We start from the raw sequence: 19,127 nt of genomic DNA, 5'->3' as shown, positions 1-19,127 counted from the left end.
TTAGTAATCCTCCCTGTGAGTATCGTACTCAAGAGGTTCCTGAAGATCTTTACGGAATGACTTAACACCCCAGATTAGAAGACCTAATAGGAAGAATGAGCATGGTGGCATTACTAATAGTCCGCATGGAACATACCAGCCTCCGTTATTAACGGACTCTAATACGGTCATACCAAACCAAGTGCCAGCACCGAATAATTCACGGATAGTTGCAACAACGCATAGAACCAGCATATAGCCTAAACCATTTCCAAGACCATCTAGAAGTGATGGAAGAGGAGCTGACTTAAGAGCAAAGCCCTCGGTTCTACCCATAACGATACAGTTGGTAATAATCAGACCAACATAAACTGATAACTGCTTTGACAGATCGTAAGCAAAAGCCTTTAAGATCTGGTCAACCAGAATAACCAGTGATGCAATAACTGTCATCTGAGCAATAATACGTACTGAGTTAGGGATGTAATTGCGTACGATTGAAATAGCCAGGTTGGCTAATGAACATACAGCAGTTACAGACAGACCCATAACGAAAGCAGTCTTCATGCTTGAGGTAACAGCTAGAGAAGAACAGATACCTAAGATCTGAATCATTACAGGGTTATTTGCAATGATTGGAGTTAGGAATATCTCCTTTAGACTTGGACCCTTACTCATTTACAATGATCTCCCCTTTGCTTAGTTTCTCTAAGAATGGTTTGTAAGCGTCACCCAACCAGAAAGCAGCAGTCTTATCTACGCCAACTGAAGTTAAGGTTGCGCCTGACAGAGCATCAATTTCATGATTCTTATCAGCAGCATTCTTAACAATATGGAACTTATACTCGCCGTTCTCATTGGTTAACTTCTTATCAACCCATAAAGCCTGCCAGCGTGGGTTATCGATCTCACCACCTAGACCTGGAGTCTCACCATGTGAGTAGAAGGTAACACCTAAAATGGTGTTAGCATCAACAGGAGATAGTGCAACATAACCATATACGGTAGACCATAGAGCCTGACCATAGAAAGGAAGAATTACACGGGCAACCTTGCCGTTTTCATCCTTTGCGAAGTATACAGGCATGTACTTAGCACGGCTTAAGATACCTGCAACATCACGGTCCTTAGGAATCTTAACTGATGAATCTGGCTTCTTAGCTAATGAAGCGAAGTTGTAGCCCTCAATCTGAGAAGCAGGAACAACGTCATCTGCAAGAGAACCGGTTTCAACATCAATCAGATGTGATTCGATATGCTCTTTGAAAGTCTTGGCAACAGAGCCTTTAACCTCAAAGCCGGAAACCTTCAGAATATTAACCTGACGGTCATTTGCTACAGCTGCAGTCTTGAAAGGATCCAGAGCTACAACAGCAGAAGAAACCAGCACTGAGCATACCAAGCAGAAGGTAACAATGATAACAAAGGTACCTAATACTGAGTCTTTATTAAGCTTTGACACGGGCAGCTCTCCTCTTAATATCGCGTGAAGTTGCTAGGTAGTCAAATAGAGGTGCCCAGCAGTTTGCGAACAGAATAGCAAGCATCATACCTTCTGGATAAGCTGGATTTACGGTACGGATCAGGATAACCATCACACCAATCAGTAAACCAAATGCCCACTTACCTTTGTTGGTGAATGAACTTGATACAGGATCGGTTGCCATAAATACAGTACCAAAGGCAAAACCACCTAAAACAGCGTGCCATGCGAATGGCATTGAGAACATGTTATTGGTTACTGAACCAATAGAGTTGAACAATGTAGCTGTTAGGAATGCGCCGATTAGGATACCAGCCATAATGCGGAATGAAGCAACGCCGGTTGCAAGGATGATTGCTGCACCAACAAGAATCATTGCTGTTGAGCCTTCACCGATTGAACCAGGGATATTACCTAGGAATGCGTCCATCCAGTTAATTGCATTACCAGCTGCATCAACTAATGCCTTTTCACCGCCTGAAGCCCACTGAGCCAGAGGAGTTGCACCTGAGAAACCGTCTACTGGAACCCAGCAGTTGGTACCTGAGATTGAAGCAGGATAAGCAAAGAATAGGAAAGCACGACCGCATAGAGCAGGGTTTACGAAGTTTCTACCAGTACCACCGAATACTTCTTTACCGATAACAACACCGAAAGAAATGCCTAAAGCAGCCTGCCATAATGGCATGGTTGGTGGAACAACCAGTGCGAACACTATAGAAGTTACGAAGAAACCTTCGTTAATTTCATGGTGACGAACCAGGCAGAATAGAACTTCCCAGAAACCGCCGACAGCGAATACAACGATGTAAATTGGCAGGAAGTAAACCGCACCAATTACCATCTTTGAGTAAAGACCGGCATCAGTACCTAATGAAGCACCGAATAACTGTGCGATTGCATAGTGCCAGTCACCGCTGAACAGGCTGTAGCTCTGTGAAACGATATCCATAGCATTTGGCAGAGAGGCAATAGCAGTTACTGTCTGATTACCAATGTTATAGAAACCCCAGAACATAGCAGGGAAAACTGCGAACCATACAATAATCATGATACGCTTGAATTCAGCGAAATCACGAACGTGGGTTCTACCAGTTGTTACACGGCCTGAACTGTATAGGAAAGTGAAAGTACCCTCATATAAAGGATAGAACCATGATAATAGTCCACCCTTGGTAAATAGAAGGGAGAATTTCTTTAATGCATCTAATAACACTTATTAACCCTCCACTTCGATCTTGGTTAAGCTTCTGCGAAGCAGTGGACCGAAGTCATTTTTGCCTGGGCAAACATAAGTAGCCAATGCAATATCTTCTTCAGAAAATTCAAGAATACCTAAAAGCTTAGCCTGATCGGTATCGTTCATATCGATTGCTCTGCATAACATAATTGCTTCTACATCATATGGAGCAAGTACCTTCTCGTAGCAGCCGATAGGTAGGATTGAACGAGGACCGCCATTTAAAGCGGTATTGAAAATATAAGAACTTGGTTTGATAAAGTTTGCAAGGAATGCGCGGGTTGCTGAGTGACGACGTGCACCTAGACCCATCCAGTTTGAAAGGAAGAACTCATTGTTCTTGCCTTCTTCAAGAAGAGCGATTCCCTGATGATATCTACCCATGTATGCATATGGACCGACTGCGATGTTACCCCATAGAACAGTGCCGGAAATAACACGAACACCTGATGCTGATGGAATAATTTCATCTGCAACCAGTTCAGCAGTTGATGCACCCATTAGGGTCTTTACTAAACGAGGATTCTTAGCCTGAGGACCTGCAATTGAAATAACACGGGTGTTATACAGTTCACCTTCAACAAACAGGTGACCGATTGCAATCACATCCTGATAGCCGATATGCCATACAGTCTTGGTCTCTGAAACAGGATCAAGGTTGTGGATGTGAACACCAGCTAAACCAGCTGGATGCTGACCTACGAAGGTTTCCTCTTGTACATTTGGAAGGTTTACAGAAGGAAGCTCATAAGCGCCCTTACATACGTATACCTTGAAATCGCCTATGCGGCTCAATACCTTAATACCATCAGCGAAAGCCTGAGCTTCTGCATCGATGATTACTTTAGGATCAGCAGCAAGAGGATTGGTATCCATAGCTGTTACGAAAATAGAATGTGGTAATGAGCCGATTACAGGTACCTTGTCAAAAGGACGAGTACGGAATGCTGTCCACATACCAGACTCAACAAGCTCATCAACAACTTCTTTTGAGGACAGGCCTAACAGATTGTCAGAGGAAGTTTTCTTAAACTCAACACTCTCACCGTTAGGATCTACTTCAATTACTAAAGACTGGAAAGCACGACGCTCGCCTCTGTTAACAGCTACAACTGTACCTGCTGCAGGAGCGGTGAAACGTGTTCCAGGATTTTTCTTATCTTCAAAGAGAACCTGACCTTTTTTGACTTTCTGACCAGCTTCAACAGCCATTGATGGACGAAGACCAATGTAATCAGTGCCGATTAAAGCAACATGCTTTACCTGTGGTCCCTCATTCACCGACTGTTCAGGCTTGCCGCCAATAGGCAGATCCAATCCTTTTTTGATGTTAATCATAGACGGTTCCAATAAATTTAATTAAGGAGACTTATCCTAGTTACCTACATGCCATCGACATAAAAAAGCGTGACTTTTTTATAAAAAAAAATCACATTTTCTACGCAGGCAAGTGTTCGCAGTGATTTTAGCATTTATGGGACGTGTTTTCCATTTTTGATACCAATTAAATATCTTTAAATCTTAAATGTTAGATTTAGGTCTAAAAGTGAAAACAATTTTCCTTTCACAAATTCTAAAAAGGAGCTCAGCTTTTTTTTAAAATTTTTATCATTCTTCACCTAAACCTCAAAAATGAGGTTCAACTCTCAAAAAAAATCACCTGTACAAAAAAAAGAAATCAGAACGAGGAAGCTGAAGTCTCATCAAGGACTGTCAGACGAAAAAATTTGCGCTACAAACGTCACTGACTGATTAAAAGAAAAAAGACTTCAGAGAAACTGAAAGTATAATATTTACCGAGGATCACAAAACACAATATTCATTTACATTTGTAGTGCAATTTAATTTATAATTGATTAAAACTGATTGATTAAAACTGTACGTTGAATTATACAAGACAATTTTTTCGTAGCCCTAGGAAGTAAAAATGACAAACATGGAAGCCTACAAGGCATTTTTAGCAGAAGTAAGGAAGGAAACAGGAATAGACGCCTTCGAGCCAGATGAAGATGGTCTGGTTTCTGTCAATGTCGATGAGAAATATAACATCAATCTGCAACTAATCGAAGATACGGCAAGGGTTCTATGCTTTATTGAAGTTTGCACTCTAAAGAAAGATACCCCAAAAAATGTCTATCGTGACCTTCTGGTAGGTGCTCTGTTTGGCAAGGATACAGCCGGAGGCTACTTTACCATTGAACCTCAGAGTGAAACTCTGATTTATAACTATCTGTTCGAACTAAATGAAATAACAAAAGATATTGAAGATTTTACTGACACACTTGAAAAGATGCTTCAGCTCTGTGATATGTGGATAGACAGAATCAATACAACAGCTGATAACGATGAGAAACATGAAGAACTTGACAGATTAACCAGCATAGGAATGATGTCTTAAAAAGCTCAGAAAGGAATCAAAAAGAATAAATCCCGGGCGGTGAGGTATTATGACAGATAAGCTTCAATCCTTCATTAATGCAGCAAATTCAACAATATTTAGCTCAAGAGACATTGTTGTTGATGAGGATAATAAGGTAAAACTTGGTAATCTGATTTTTTCAGAAGATGCAAAAACCAACGAAAACACAATTAAAGCGTTCCGTAAGGCTCTTTCTGAAAAATATGGTGTATTTGGAGAGCATGCCTTTGATACTGTCCTAAACCACCGAATCCAGACTAAGAAATCTCTTAGAGCCTGTGATATCAAAAAAACCCTTTCACAGATCTCACAGCTGAAAATGAGACGCTTCGCAAGAGAAATCACCCGTCAGCTTGATACTGACCCATCTTTCAGAGAACTGCCAAGAGAAAAAAGAGCGCAGATCAGACAGAATCTCAGTTCAAAGCCTTTTTCAAACATTAATTTTAAAGAAATCAAGGATGAGAATACCTTATTTAAAAAGGTGTCTGAAAGAATAACTGCAGAAATTGATTATGTTATAGGAAACGAGGGCTACGAGAGAGCAGCTCTTGGAGACGTAGTCACCGAGAAAAAATTTGCAGAAAACGAGGCAACTGGACTTGCAAATCTAAAAGAGCAGTTAGGCGCTAAGGATACCTCTGTAGAAGATCATGTCAAAGCCGGAAAAATTGGTGTTGGTATGCCAATCAACCGCTCAACACTGAATCCGATGGTATTTGAAAAACTTAAGGATAACGGTGTTGAACCTGGCTTTATATATCATCAGGACTGGTCATTAAATGATTCTAGAAGTCTGATGCAGGAGTGGGATTCTGAGGAAAGTATAAAGATTCTTGATAATCTGAAAAAACAGAACGATAGTCTACGTATGGCCTGTGAAGGTCTTGATCTAAGAGAACAGATCTTGAAATGCGGCTATGCTCATCCGGCTGTAATGTCTGCAGTTGCGGATTTCATAATTGAACAGGAAATGAAAAATCCTGACAGCGAAATGTATAAGGCATTTGAAGAAAAATTTCATGCCTACGATCCTCAGAACTATAAAGATGTTGATCCAGAGCTTCTCAAAAAAGGTTTGTTTGTTCAGATTCGCAATGCTGTTTTAGGAGTTAAAGACAAAAATCTTATTCTTGAGTATCCTGTTTTCAAGCGTTTTAATACTCATCACATCATGAAGCTTGATTACAATGAGGCAGACCGACTAAAGAAAAAAAATGCCGCCCACGCGGGTAGGTTCATGAGACCTGAGCGTGTAGCCCATAACCGTAGATTCGGTACTCTCTATCGTCTGAATTCAGCAAAAACTGCCGATTCAGTTTCTGCAGGAGCCGTAACCGAAGCCCTTGCCAATGATCTGTCACGTATTCTTGGAATCCCAACTCAGGAACTGAAAATTGTCAGAGCAAAATACTCAGACGGACATCCTAAGATCATGCTTGAAGCAAAATATGCTGATGACTATAAAGATTTTGAAAGAGGCTTCCTCAGAAACGGAAGAATTGTTTCTCCAAAGGGATTACCTGTTGAAAATCTCGGAAAATACAAGGGATTTTTCCTGGTAACCGCAGATCGAGACGCTGTAGGTTCCCGCGGACAGAACAAGGGAATTTCACAGGGCAAATTCTTTGCTATTGACCCAGGTCACTCTCTTGAGGGTAATTCCAAGTATTTGGAGGTTGATGATGATTTTACCTTCAAAGATACCTATACATTTGGAATAGGCGGCGATGTTATAACTAAACCTCGTTTCAATAACTTCTCTGTGTTTGATGATGACACCCGTTTTAACAAACTTAAGGGTGTTATCGTGATGAGAAATGCGAAGAATGATGGAAAAATTGAGAAGCTCTTTGATGATTACAAAAAAGCATTTGATCCAAATGAACCAGGTATTGATGAAGCTGAAGTCAAACTCCGTAAGAAAATAACCGACGACATAATCGAGAAGGAGAAAGAATTCTATGACTCCCTGCAGAAGATTTTAAATGTCGCTGACAACCAGATCCATCTTTATGACGACCTGCAGGCAGAAGGCCCTGAGATTCAGGAAAAGGCAATAAATACAATCGAAAATCTTGAAAAGCTGACATCCCCTACTACCTGGGTAAGCAAAGATAAATCTGTTGCACTTGAGCATCTTGAAGTTATAAAGGAGAGTAGAGTTCCATGGCAGGCTCATGTTGATGGAGACTCAATAGTCTATAACTGCGACGAACCTTTAAATGCAGCAGCAAAAGCATTACTTGAGAAAGTAGCTCAGAACTCAGGAGCTGTACTTGAGATTGCTGCAGACGGTACTGCAAAGATTACAGTTTCTAAAGAGAATCGAGAGCATTTCTTTGAGGCATTCTCAGAGAAGAATGTTATGAAGGAAACCCATCCTGAGGAAGCAGAAAACAGAAGATTGGGCGGAGACGGACTATTAGAGGCAAAAGTCTATGAGTCACCACTTATAAACAATACTCCGGTTGAGATCAGTTCTAAACCTCCATTTGTGATCCCTCCAAACCTTTCTGTAAATATTGGTGATACCAACGTTATTTTCGTACAGTCTCAATATGAAAAAATGATCATGGAAACACCAGACGCACAGAGACCTAAGAATGTTGAAGAACTTAAAGCTCTAATACAGGCAAGAGTGGAAAAGGGGCGTGAAATTCTTAAGGACGTACTGGCAGGCAACGGTTTCAGACACAAGGCAACTACCCGGAATGTTGCTTGCCTGACTCTTGCACTGCATGCAGCAACGCTGAATAAAAAAGAATTCAACGAAAGAGGAGCATTCTCAATCTCAGATCCAGACGGTAGACTGTATCAGTGGTTGGATACATGTAAAGAGGTATATACAAGAACTTCTACACATGCCAAACAGTATCACCATAATACAGTTGATGGACATATGAATATGCCAAGAGGTCTGGATATACCTACAGGAGTAGGCGGTCTGATGGGAGGAATGAAGACGCTTCACTACTTTACTCTGCCAGCTGTAAACGGACAGCCTAGAAGACTGTATTTAAAGACAGAAACCCATGGTATCTACAATAGCACCATTTCCAAGGAAGAGGATCAGAAGTCACGTTCACCAGGAATGCAGGTCAGAGGCAGACGCAGCACTGATGTTAAAGAATCAATGCTGCACTGCGGCTCTCTTGCTACAGTCTTTACACGTAAAGGCGATAACCTTGGTAACAGAAAGGAGGATTTCCCTTCTAGTGTAAAACTTGCTATGAACACAGCTGTAACCAAGCTTAATAAAGAAGGCTTCAAAGCAGAGGCCAAAAAGATTGTGGTCGGTAACGAAGATTCTAAGTTTAAAAAGAATAACGGCGGTATCAGACAGTTGATTCAAAATATGATAGAAATTCTGCAGATTTCGCGTAGTGAGGAAGACCAGATCAAAATTCAGGCGATCATGAACGAAGTTATGCAGGAAATTGATGCATATGCTGAAGAGACTGCCGATGGCGGTAACCGTAAACGCTCTGGTAACGTTGCTGCACGTATTGGCAATGAGGTTATGCTTGATCCTAAGGACTTCGAGTTTAAATCAGACTTTTCTTTATAGGAAGAAAAACTGACCAGAAAACATCATCTAATGCGGCATACTGCCGCGTTAGTCTGAGTACAAACACCTTATGAGATAGATTTCAAAGAAATTAGTCTGTGGTTTCAGAATTGAAAGGTGCAACCTTAAAGAGCAGCAGCATTCCAGGAATTGCCAGAACAGTACACAGATAGAAGAAATTCTCCCACCCAAGAGATTCCACAAGATATCCGGTAGTAGCATTGCAGAAGGTACGAGGTACAGCGCTCAGTGAAGTAAGCAGAGCAAACTGGGTTGCGGCATAAGCCTTTGAGGTTTTTGCTGATATGAATGCTACAAACGCAGCCGTTCCAAGTCCAGCTCCGAGATATTCAGCAATAATCACCGCTGCGAGTAGCCAGATTGAGGGAGATACATCACTCCCCTCCCCCACATGAGCTAAAAGAGCATAGCCCAGAATTGTAATCAGCTGACCAAATCCAAACACCCACAGAGCTTTATTGATTCCGATCTTAAGCATGATTACACCGCCGATGATACCACCGATAATCATCGACCAGATACCGCAGTTTTTAGCCACCAGACCAATAGTTAAAAGATCATAGTGCATATCTATATAGAAAGGTGTGGCCAGAGCTGTTGCCATGGAATCACCCAGCTTGTAGCAGAACACAAACAGAATTACTAAAAGCAGAGATTTTAGGCCCTTGCGGGTAACAAACTCTCTGAAAGGTTCAACCACCGCCTCTCTAAGATTACGAGGTGCATTTATGGAAAGAGGTTCCTTTAAGAAAAAGGACAGTACCAGACAAGGCAGCATAAAGGAAGCGGTTATATAGAAAACCATCTCCCAGGAGATAAACTCGGCAAGAATTAATGATAAGCCAGCAGGGATCAGACTTGAGGCTCTTGAGGCGGCGATAAACAGCGAAGTACCGAGACCAAGCTCATTGTCAGCGAGAATTTCTCGTCTGTAGGCATCAATTACAATATCCTGCGTGGCTGAGCTGAAAGACAGAATAAGAGTAATAACCGCAATAATCATGGTCTGATTTTTAGCATCAAACAGACCGATTATAAAAATAGAGGCAAATACAAAGATCTGAGATAGAATTATCCAGCCACGACGTCTGCCGATACCAAAAGGATTGTAGCGGTCAACCAGAGGAGCCCAGACAAACTTCCAGGTATAAGGGAAGGAAGCCAGTGAGAACAGGCCGATTTCCTTTAAATCAACGCCCTCCTTTCTCAGATAGGCGCCGATAAGAGTAAGAACCACAAACAGAGGCATTCCAGAGGCGAATCCCAGACACAGACACAGCCCCATTTTTATAGAAAATATCTGACGGAGAAGTGTCTTTCTTTCCTCTGATAGAATGCTCAATTTATGCTCTCTTAGTTAGTCTCTGAAATTCTCGTACTGTAGTGGCTGTTCAATCTTGCTTTCGCGAACAAGTGCAATGGTTGCCTGAAGATCATCACGCTTCTTTCCGGTTACACGGATAATATCATCGTTGATCTTTGCATCAACCTTAAGCTTGGCATCCTTGATAATCTTGATAATCTTTTTGGCAAGTTCCTTGTCAATACCTTCCTTAAAGGTAACGTTCTGGATTGATTTCTTGCCTGAACGGGTAATCTCGGAGAACTCTGCTGCAGTAGCCTCGATGTTACGCTTAACCAGCTTCATTCTCAGAATTTCATCCATCTGCTGAACCTGAAATTCCTCGTCAGCCTCAACCTTAACGGTGTTCTTGGTCTTGTCAAAATTATAAGAAGCTTCAACGCCTCTGAAATCATAACGAGTCTGAAGTTCACGGTTTGCATTGTCTACGGCATTCTGAACTTCATCTTTTTTCAGTTTTGAAACAATATCAAATGATGGCATAGTTAACCTTCCAGTAGATTTAAAATTGTCTTTTCAATATGGGAAACATCCAGTCCCTGCTCAGCTAAGAGTTCATCCCTTTTGCCTTCAGGTATAAAATCGTCAGCAAGTCCCAGGGTTCTGACCACAATCTTAGGATTTTCTTCATGGGCAATACAGGAGATCTCCTGACCGATACCGCCGTGAATTACTCCTTCCTCAACCGTAACCATATACTTGTGAGTTCTGGCCAGCTCTCTTATACGCTCATCATCCAGAGGTTTGACAAAACGCATATCAACCAAGGTCAGATGATAACGGTCAGCAAGCTCTTTGAGTTTATGAACAATTGAACCAAAAGCCAGAACAGCAAGATTTCTGCCTTCTTTAAGGGTTCTGGATTTACCGATATCAATTGTTTCATCCAGAGAAAGGCTGGAGATATCAGTATCATCAGCTCCGCGCTCATATCTTACAGCACATGGGCGATTGGACAGATAACCGGTGTTGAGCATCAGGAACTGTTCTTTAAGATCAGATGGAGTCATGATCACCAGATTTGGAATACAGCGCATAAAGGCTATATCAAACATGCCCTGATGGGTTGGACCGTCAGGACCTACAATACCGCCTCGGTCAACCGCAATCATAATTGGCAGATTCTGAATGGCAATATCATGTATCAGACCGTCATAGGCTCGCTGCAGAAAGGTTGAATAAATCGCAACCACAGGATGAAGACCACCGGCAGCAAGGCCAGAGGCAAAAATCATGGAATGCTGTTCGGCAATTCCAACATCAAAAAACTGCTGAGGGTATACCCTGGCAAACTCCTCCATACCAGAGCCAACCGGCATAGCAGGAGTAATTCCTACAAGATTTCTGTCAGCTGCAGCTCTCTTGCACAGCCATTTACCAAAACCTTCCGAGTAGGTTACATGATCCTTGGTAATCTTAGCTTCTATACCGCGTTCAGGATCAAAGGATGGAACACCGTGATACTTGGTAGGATCATTTTCTGCAGGCTCATAGCCCTTTCCCTTTTTGGTAACCACGTGTACCAGCTGCAGACCGCCGATTTTTTTTACATTCTGCAGCAGAGAAACCAGTCCCTCAATATCATGACCATCAACAGGACCGATATAGTTAAATCCCAGCTCCTCAAAAAGAGTACCCGGCATAATCATGCCCTTAACATGTTCCTGAGCCTTTTCTGCCAGTGATTTAATACTTGGCAGATCTAGATTGGACAGAAGTTTCTTTCCGCCCTCAACAAAATTTACATAGTATGGACTTGCAAGAATAGAGGCCAAGTATTTGGAGATAGACCCCACATTCTGGGATATACTCATCTCGTTATCGTTCAGAATAACGATGAGATCAACATCCTTGCATGAACCGGCACAGTTCATTGCCTCATACGAAGCACCGCCTGACAGAGCTCCATCACCGATAACAGCTACAACCTTGTTGTTGGTCTTAAGCTTTTTCTGAGCTATGGCAAGTCCCAGAGCTGAACCAATTGAGGTTGATGCATGTCCGGTTGAAATCAGATCATAATCAGTCTCACCTCTCCAGATAAAAGCATGCAGACCATGACGCTGACGTATGGTTTTAAGCTCTTCCTTGTGTCCGGTAAGTATTTTGTGAGGATAGGACTGATGTCCCACGTCCCAGACAATCTTGTCATTAGGAGTGTCAAAGACATAGTGCAGAGCAGCAGTAAGTTCTACAACCGCAAGACCTGATGCCAGGTGACCTGCAGTCTTGCTTACTGAATCAACAATATATTTTCTGATTTCTGAACATAAGGGAGTCAGCTCCTCCACAGGCAGCTTGCGCAGATCCTCTGGTGAGTGAATCTTATCGAGTAAAGGTGTAGATATAGTCTCAGTCACGACTTTCTAATGATCTCTGTTTACAGTAAATAAAGCAAACTGCTCAAGCAGTGAGGTATCCATTTTCAGTTTTGACAAGGCTGCAATTGCCTTATCAGCACATTCCTGCGCAAATTTCTTTGATTCTTCAAGTCCCAGCAGTGATGGATAGGTGCTCTTATCAAGATTTATGTCAGCACCCTGAGTTTTCCCCATAACCGCAGTGTCACCGATAACATCCAGCACATCATCCCATACCTGAAATGCAAGTCCGGTCCAGGTGGCATATTCATCCAGTACTGCAATATCAGCTTCACTTGCATTATCACAGCTGTAGGCGCCCATTAGAACGGCAGCTCTAATCAGCGCTCCGGTTTTCTTGGAATGAAGTAATCTTAACTGCTCGTAACTTAATTTTTTTCCTTCAGAATCAAGGTCAATCGCCTGTCCGCCGCACATTCCTGAGTATCCTGCCTTTGAGGAAAGAATACGGGTCAGATTGGCAACTGATTTATCTGAAAAGCCTGATTTTTTATCAGACAGGATTTCAAATGCAAGAGTCTGTAGAGCATCTCCGGCAAGCAGAGCCAGCGTCTGCCCGAATTTGACATGGACAGTCTCGCGTCCGCGTCTTAGCTTGTCATTGTCCATCTCCGGCATATCATCATGAATCAGGGAGTATGCATGAATACATTCGACAGCAGCGGCAGCATAATCAAGCCTGTCCTGACTTTGTCCCAAAGCCATTCCGGTTGCATAGACAAGTAAAGGTCTTGCCCTTTTTCCTCCTAAAAGAAGCCCATACTCCATGGCTTCCTTTAAAGAAGCGGCATCATCATCGAAGTTTTTAAGATAACCTTCCATAAAGGAGTTAATCCTTTTGGAAACTGATGAGGCAAAGTCTTTTAATTCCACTTAAAATCCTTAGAAATCTGAATTTGAACCATTAGGCTCAAAATTTTCCAAAGAAATAGCCTCCTGGGCATTTTTCTTTGCAATCTGGATCCTCTGAGACAGAGAATCCAGAGACTGTTTACAGGAAACAGCCAGTTCCATTCCACGGCTGTATACAGCAATAGCTTCATCAATAGGAAGCTTTCCTTCCTCAAGTTGAACGGTAAGCTTCTCTAATTCTGAAAGTTTCTCCTCAAGGGAGGTCATCTGTTTGTCAGCCATGGATATTTCCTGTTATGAACGAAGTTCTGCGCCTAATCTCTTAGAGGCTTCCTCAATAATTCTGTTTGCCAGTGACTCAACCTCGGCATCCTCAAGAGTATGCTCTAGGGCCTGAGCGATAACACCAACTGCAACAGAACGCTTGTCACCTAGTGAGGCGTCTTCAAATACGTCAAAGATGTTTACATCTTTTACTATATTACCGCCAACCTCGTAAATTAGATCAGTTAATGCAGAAACTGCAACTGACTTCTCAATTACGAATGCAAAATCACGGCGAACGCTAGGGAATTTTGAGATTGGCTCATAAACAGGAATTGCACGCTTTTCAACAGCTGCTCTTTCAATCTCGAATACACCAACAGCCTGCTTGAAGCCTAATGCCTTCTGAGCTAATGGATGCAGCATACCTACAAAACCAATCTTCTTACCGTTCTTAAGAATGTCAGCGCCCTGTCCTGGGTGCAGGCACTTCTCGGTGGTGCGGACAAAAGTAATATCCTTAGTGTCAACATTTAATGCCAGAAGGTTCTCTACATCCCCCTTTACATCAAAGAAATCAACACTGCGGCTCTTCTCGTGCCAGGACTCATCGTGAATATCACCAACGCTGATTCCGGCAATCATGGCTTCCTGTCTTACACCGTTCTCAGCCTTCTCATCAATGATGTAGCGTAGGCCCTGCTCAAACAGACGTACTTTACGCTGCTGACGGTTTACATTGTATTTAGCAACAATGCTCAGACCTGCAAGCAGACTGGTACGCATAGCAGATAATTCAGGTGAAATAGGAGTGTTCAGCATTAATGGCTTGATATCAGAGAACTCTGCAAGAACCTTAGGATCGGTGAATGAGTAGGTAATAGCCTCATTGTAGCCGGCATCGCAAAGAACCTTCTTGATATCTCTGTCTTCAACAACTTCCTCTTTCTCGTGGACCATGTAAAGGTCACTTACAGGAGTTGCGTTAGGAATGTTGTTGTAGCCGTAGATTCTTGCTACTTCCTCAATCAGATCCTCTTCGATTTCAATATCAAATCTGAATGATGGAGATACACAGACAAAACCTCCGTCAACCTTCTTTGGAGAAAGCTCAAGATTATCCAGGATCTTGAATACAGTATCAGCGTCAATGGCTACACCTAAAACCTTCTCTAACTTTGAAAGTCTTAAAGTGATTTCCTTGTACTTTGGAAGATCATCCTCAGATACAACCTCATTCAGAGGACCAGCCTGACCGCCTGCAATTTCAATCAGCAGTGCAGTTGCACGCTCCATTGCGCGAGCCTGGTTCATAGGATCAACACCACGCTCAAAACGGTGAGAAGCATCGGTGTTCAGACCGTACTGACGTGCTCTGCCCTTGATTGCATCAGCAGCAAAATAGGCAGACTCTAAAAGAACATCAGAGGTATTCTCATCAATACCTGAGTTCAGACCACCGAAAATACCAGCCATAGCTACAGGACCGGTTGAGTCGGCGATAATCAGAGTATTGTCCTTGAGCTTTACCTCATCTCCGGACAGAACTGTCATAGGTTCATCCTGATGAGCCTTGCGAACAATAATCTTGTCGTGGATCTTGTTTAAATCGAAAGAGTGCAGAGGCTGGCTGTACTCAAGCATTACATAGTTTGTAACGTCTACGATTGGAGAAACAGAACGGATTCCGCAGCGGCGCAGTCTTTCAACCATCCACAGTGGAGACATGGCCTTCTGGTTAACACCGCGAACCACACGTGAAATATAACGTGGGCAGGCAGCCTTGTCTTCAACCTCAACTGTGAAGATATCATTGATGGTTGGGGCAACCTTCTCAACCTTTGGATACTCAAACTTCTTGCCTAAAAGTACCGCAATTTCACGGGCAATGCCGCTCATGCCCAGACAGTCAGGACGGTTTGAGGTTAAATCAACATCAATAGCCTTATCGTTTAGCTTGAAGTACTCACGGATATCCATGCCTAAAGGAGCATCCTCAGGAAGCTCAACAATACCGTTTGACTCCTCTGACATACCAAGCTCCTTGAAGGAGCACAGCATACCGTTGGATTCAACACCGCGCAGCTTTGCCTTCTTGATGGTAATACCGTTTACATGAGCTCCGATCAGGGAAGCACAAACCTTTAAGCCTTCACGACAGTTTGGAGCTCCGCAGACGATCTGGAAAATCTGACCGCCACCGACTTCAACCTTGGTTACGTGCATATGGTCTGAATCTGGATGAGGCACACACTCTAATACCTTACCAACCACTACGCCGTCAAAATTGTCAGCAACATCGTTTACAGAATCAACTTCAAGACCTGCCATGGTAATCATGTCTGACAGCTCTTCTGCACTCAGGTCATTCTTGACCCACTCATCAATCCATAATTTATTGAAAATCATTTTTTTTATCCAAACTTTAGGTATTAGGCAAACTGCTTTAAGAAACGAAGGTCATTTTCAAAGAATGCACGCAGGTCATTTACACCGTAGCGCAGCATGGTCAGACGCTCAACGCCCATACCGAAGGCATAGCCAACGTATTTATCAGTATCAATACCAACATTCTTCAGAACATTTGGATGAACCATACCACAGCCTAAGACCTCTAGCCACTTGCCGCCCTTGCGACGCAGGTCAACCTCAGCTGAAGGCTCAGTGAATGGGAAGAAAGAAGGACGGAAACGAACCTCAAGCTCTTCCTCAAAGAATTTTAACAGGAACTCGTGCAGTACGCCCTTAAGCTCTGCAAAGGAGGTGTGCTCCTCAACCAGCAGACCTTCTACCTGATGGAACATTGGGGTATGGGTCATGTCATAGTCGTTTCTGTATACACGGCCAGGAGCAATAATTCTGATAGGAGGCTTCTGTGTCTCCATGGTACGAACCTGAACTGAAGAGGTCTGAGAACGTAGCAGCAGACCGTTTTCAACAGAGAAGGTATCCTGTGATGATCTTGCAGGGTGATTTGGTGGAAGATTCAGAGCATCAAAGTTATGATAGTCATCCTCAATCTCTGGACCACCTACTACGCTAAAGCCCATAGAACCGAAGATTTCCTTGATTCTCTGGATGGTTCTGCTGATTGGATGCTCATTTCCAAGCTCGATTCTACGACCTGGCAGAGTGATATCAACAGTTTCATTTGAAAGTTTTGCCTCTAAAAGAGACTTTTCAATCTGAGCCTTCTTGCTTTCGATTGCATCGATAACAGCCTGACGGGCTTCATTAATGATAGCGCCTCTCTTAGGTCTTTCTTCAGCAGAAAGCTTGCCCAGCTCACGCATAAAGGCGGTAAATTCACCTTTCTTTCCTAGGAAATTGGTCTTAACTGCCTCTAATTCCTGTAAATCTTTAGCATTATTAGCTGCGTTTATGCCATTTATTTTGGCTTGTTCTAAATTGTCCATTGATATATACCAGTATCCAAAAGGACTTCTATGTCCAAATTAAAAATATAGATAACCGTGTATTATCGCATTTTTATGACATAAACGGAAATTTAAATATGACGATTAATAAAAGTGCATTTAAATGGAATTATTAATGGAGGAAGGAGATCTGCTCAGACCATACAAAACAAGCCTACAGTTTCTAAAAAGAAACTGCAGCAATTGTATCTCAGAAATATCTACAGAATTAAGCTAGGCTTCAATATTGAACTTTCTGTTTGAACCTTTCTTTAAAAGTTCAAAAATCCGATCGCAGTAGTTGCCGATATCAATTCTGCAGTTAATATAGTCATTGTACAGTTTTGACATCTCTGGGGTAATCTTAACCATGAAGCTCTCTAAAGTCAGGTTGAAGATCTTGAGATTACGGATTCGTCTTGTTTTCTCGTGCTCAAACTCAATATTGCTTATATTTTCCATATTTCTGCTCCAGTGTTTGCTGTAAAAATAATCACTATTCTGGGTGTTTTCTTTAAGAGTAGTACAGGAAAATGAGTGAATTATTATAATAAACTGTGACACACCCACACTATTAATATAAGTTATGGTTTAAGGGAATTTTGTGACCATAAACAAGGTTCTCATTTTTAGCCTGGCTCACACAATTTACTCATTTATTCTTAAGAGAAATTTTTTAATATTCAGCTAAATAGCAATTATTATCAGTAAAAAAATATTCACCTTTTTTTAATTTTATTTTTCATTTTCAATCAGTAAATTCCAATTAGAATTTCTATCCTGACAAAAGTAGAGAAAAGCGAAATTTGTGTACAAAAGAAAAAAATTTATCTTTCAGCAAAAATCTTTTTCCTCAGCAACTCACGTATGCACAAAAAGTTTTCAAAATGAATGGTTCAGACCGCATATTGGAGTAAAATATATACCTTATATTTGTATTGAAAACAGGATTAGTTTTGAGATTATTCCATCCACTCACCTTTGCTATTGCTCTAAAATACGGGCTTAACAGCAAGGCTCATAAATTTGCAAAATTTGTTGCTATTCTCTCTACAGTGGGAATTGCCATCGGTGTTGCAGCCCTTATTGTAGACACCTCAATTATGCAGGGACTGCAGAACCGTCTAAAAAAATCAGTGCTCTCCGATACCCCTCACCTGATTGTAGAAACGCAGGAAGATAAGCTTCCTTCAATTATGCAGCTCAATCATGTTGTGGCAGCAGCTCCTTTTGTTCAGGCACAGACACTAATGCAGTCTCAGAACGCTCTTGCTCTTATAAATCTGCAGGGACTTGATGACACCAGAATCACCTACTCCAAAGGCTATGAAAGAAAGGATCTAAATCTGGTTGCCGTGCCTGAGAAAGGCAGCTTCGAACTCAATGCCGAGGCTGCGCTTTATATAAGAAACGATCTGAAGCTTAACACCAATGTAAAGCTGATAAGCACTCTCAATGCCAGATACACTCCAATGGGACTGACACCAACCCAGAGAATCTTTACCCTGAAAAAATACTACAGCACGGCAAATTCAACCGCGCTGGACAGTGCTGTAGGTAACTATGATGATGTAAGACGTTTTTTCAGGATGCCCGCTCAGGTTAACTCCTACAGAATCTGGCTGACAGATCCATTTGTCATCGACAAGGTCACACCAAAGATTAAGGAAATGGGACTGAACTACACGGACTGGACTTCAGTTCAGGGTGAGTTCTTCAAGGCTGTTGCCATGGAAAAACTTACCATGACCATCATGCTATGTCTGGTTATTATCGTGGCTTCCTTCAATATTATTTCTGCGCTTGCCATGGTGGTAAGCTCAAGACTTACAGAAATCGCTATTTTTAAAACCATGGGATTGAGCAATCTGCGAATTCTCAATATCTTTTTACTCATGGGAATTTTTGTTGGTGTAATCGGAACTGCTGTAGGAATCATCATTGGAATTCCTCTTACCTATTATGTTTCCGATTTTATGAGCAATACCGGAAGCTTTGGAAAGCTGCCGGTTTCAATAGAACTTGCCAACATTCTAATCATTGGTATCGGTTCAGTTCTGATGAGTCTGCTATGTACACTGTATCCTGCAGTAAGAGCTGCTGTAACTGATCCTGTTACCCATCTAAGTAGAGGCTAA

General features: G+C 42.1%; 15 protein-coding genes. 3 read left to right on the top strand and 12 right to left on the bottom strand.

Annotated features, from left to right (window positions below; translation table 11 throughout):
* From QZU45_RS00165 to QZU45_RS00150, 4 genes are read right to left on the bottom strand one after another with little or no spacing between them, the layout of a single operon-like run.
* The gene (locus QZU45_RS00165) at nucleotides 1-657 is read right to left on the bottom strand and encodes an NADH:ubiquinone reductase (Na(+)-transporting) subunit D (protein ID WP_031491364.1); all 657 of its coding nucleotides are present in this window, start codon (nucleotides 655-657) and stop codon (nucleotides 1-3) included.
* The gene (locus QZU45_RS00160) at nucleotides 650-1,441 is read right to left on the bottom strand and encodes a Na(+)-translocating NADH-quinone reductase subunit C (protein ID WP_295350087.1); all 792 of its coding nucleotides are present in this window, start codon (nucleotides 1,439-1,441) and stop codon (nucleotides 650-652) included. Before QZU45_RS00160 ends, QZU45_RS00165 begins: the two co-directional genes overlap by 8 nt.
* Nucleotides 1,428-2,678, bottom strand: coding sequence for an NADH:ubiquinone reductase (Na(+)-transporting) subunit B (locus QZU45_RS00155; RefSeq protein ID WP_295350085.1), 1,251 nt, complete (start codon nucleotides 2,676-2,678; stop codon nucleotides 1,428-1,430). The genes QZU45_RS00160 and QZU45_RS00155 overlap by 14 nt, the downstream gene beginning before the upstream one ends.
* Nucleotides 2,679-2,681: 3 nt before the next feature.
* Nucleotides 2,682-4,040 carry a Na(+)-translocating NADH-quinone reductase subunit A gene (locus QZU45_RS00150; RefSeq protein WP_295350082.1) on the bottom strand — a complete coding sequence of 453 codons (1,359 nt, stop codon included), beginning with the start codon at nucleotides 4,038-4,040 and terminating at the stop codon, nucleotides 2,682-2,684.
* A gap of 589 nt (nucleotides 4,041-4,629) precedes the next feature.
* On the opposite strand from QZU45_RS00150, the gene QZU45_RS00145 reads away from it, so the two are divergent.
* Complete coding sequence (locus QZU45_RS00145) at nucleotides 4,630-5,100, top strand: type III secretion system chaperone (RefSeq protein WP_295350079.1); 471 nt, start codon at nucleotides 4,630-4,632, stop codon at nucleotides 5,098-5,100.
* Between the two features lie 49 nt (nucleotides 5,101-5,149).
* On the top strand, nucleotides 5,150-8,692 hold the full coding sequence (locus QZU45_RS00140) for a hypothetical protein (RefSeq protein WP_295350076.1): 3,543 nt from the start codon (nucleotides 5,150-5,152) through the stop codon (nucleotides 8,690-8,692).
* Between the two features lie 91 nt (nucleotides 8,693-8,783).
* Here QZU45_RS00140 and QZU45_RS00135 read toward each other — a convergent pair whose 3' ends face one another.
* From QZU45_RS00135 to QZU45_RS00100, 8 genes are all read right to left on the bottom strand, one after another.
* Entirely contained in the window at nucleotides 8,784-10,055 is a 1,272-nt protein-coding gene (locus tag QZU45_RS00135; protein ID WP_295350073.1) for an AmpG family muropeptide MFS transporter, read from the bottom strand.
* Between the two features lie 15 nt (nucleotides 10,056-10,070).
* Complete coding sequence (locus QZU45_RS00130; RefSeq protein ID WP_031491369.1) at nucleotides 10,071-10,559, bottom strand: YajQ family cyclic di-GMP-binding protein; 489 nt, start codon at nucleotides 10,557-10,559, stop codon at nucleotides 10,071-10,073.
* 2 nt (nucleotides 10,560-10,561) lie between these two features.
* The gene (gene dxs / locus QZU45_RS00125) at nucleotides 10,562-12,436 is read right to left on the bottom strand and encodes a 1-deoxy-D-xylulose-5-phosphate synthase (protein WP_295350070.1); all 1,875 of its coding nucleotides are present in this window, start codon (nucleotides 12,434-12,436) and stop codon (nucleotides 10,562-10,564) included.
* Between the two features lie 6 nt (nucleotides 12,437-12,442).
* Nucleotides 12,443-13,330: a (2E,6E)-farnesyl diphosphate synthase gene (gene ispA / locus QZU45_RS00120; protein ID WP_295350067.1), complete on the bottom strand. Its 888-nt coding sequence runs from the start codon at nucleotides 13,328-13,330 to the stop codon at nucleotides 12,443-12,445.
* A 9-nt stretch (nucleotides 13,331-13,339) separates the two neighbouring features.
* Entirely contained in the window at nucleotides 13,340-13,591 is a 252-nt protein-coding gene (gene xseB, locus QZU45_RS00115; protein WP_295350063.1) for an exodeoxyribonuclease VII small subunit, read from the bottom strand.
* A 12-nt stretch (nucleotides 13,592-13,603) separates the two neighbouring features.
* The gene (gene pheT / locus QZU45_RS00110; RefSeq protein ID WP_295350060.1) at nucleotides 13,604-15,982 is read right to left on the bottom strand and encodes a phenylalanine--tRNA ligase subunit beta; all 2,379 of its coding nucleotides are present in this window, start codon (nucleotides 15,980-15,982) and stop codon (nucleotides 13,604-13,606) included.
* Nucleotides 15,983-16,005: 23 nt separating this feature from the next.
* Nucleotides 16,006-16,989, bottom strand: coding sequence for a phenylalanine--tRNA ligase subunit alpha (gene pheS, locus QZU45_RS00105; RefSeq protein WP_295350057.1), 984 nt, complete (start codon nucleotides 16,987-16,989; stop codon nucleotides 16,006-16,008).
* Nucleotides 16,990-17,223: 234 nt separating this feature from the next.
* Complete coding sequence (locus tag QZU45_RS00100) at nucleotides 17,224-17,451, bottom strand: hypothetical protein (protein ID WP_074841554.1); 228 nt, start codon at nucleotides 17,449-17,451, stop codon at nucleotides 17,224-17,226.
* A gap of 494 nt (nucleotides 17,452-17,945) precedes the next feature.
* On the opposite strand from QZU45_RS00100, the gene QZU45_RS00095 reads away from it, so the two are divergent.
* Entirely contained in the window at nucleotides 17,946-19,127 is a 1,182-nt protein-coding gene (locus QZU45_RS00095) for an FtsX-like permease family protein (protein ID WP_295350054.1), read from the top strand.

Source organism: uncultured Succinivibrio sp., assembly GCF_902756765.1.
GTDB lineage: Bacteria > Pseudomonadota > Gammaproteobacteria > Enterobacterales > Succinivibrionaceae > Succinivibrio.
This window is presented reverse-complemented; position numbering and strand designations above follow the sequence as displayed.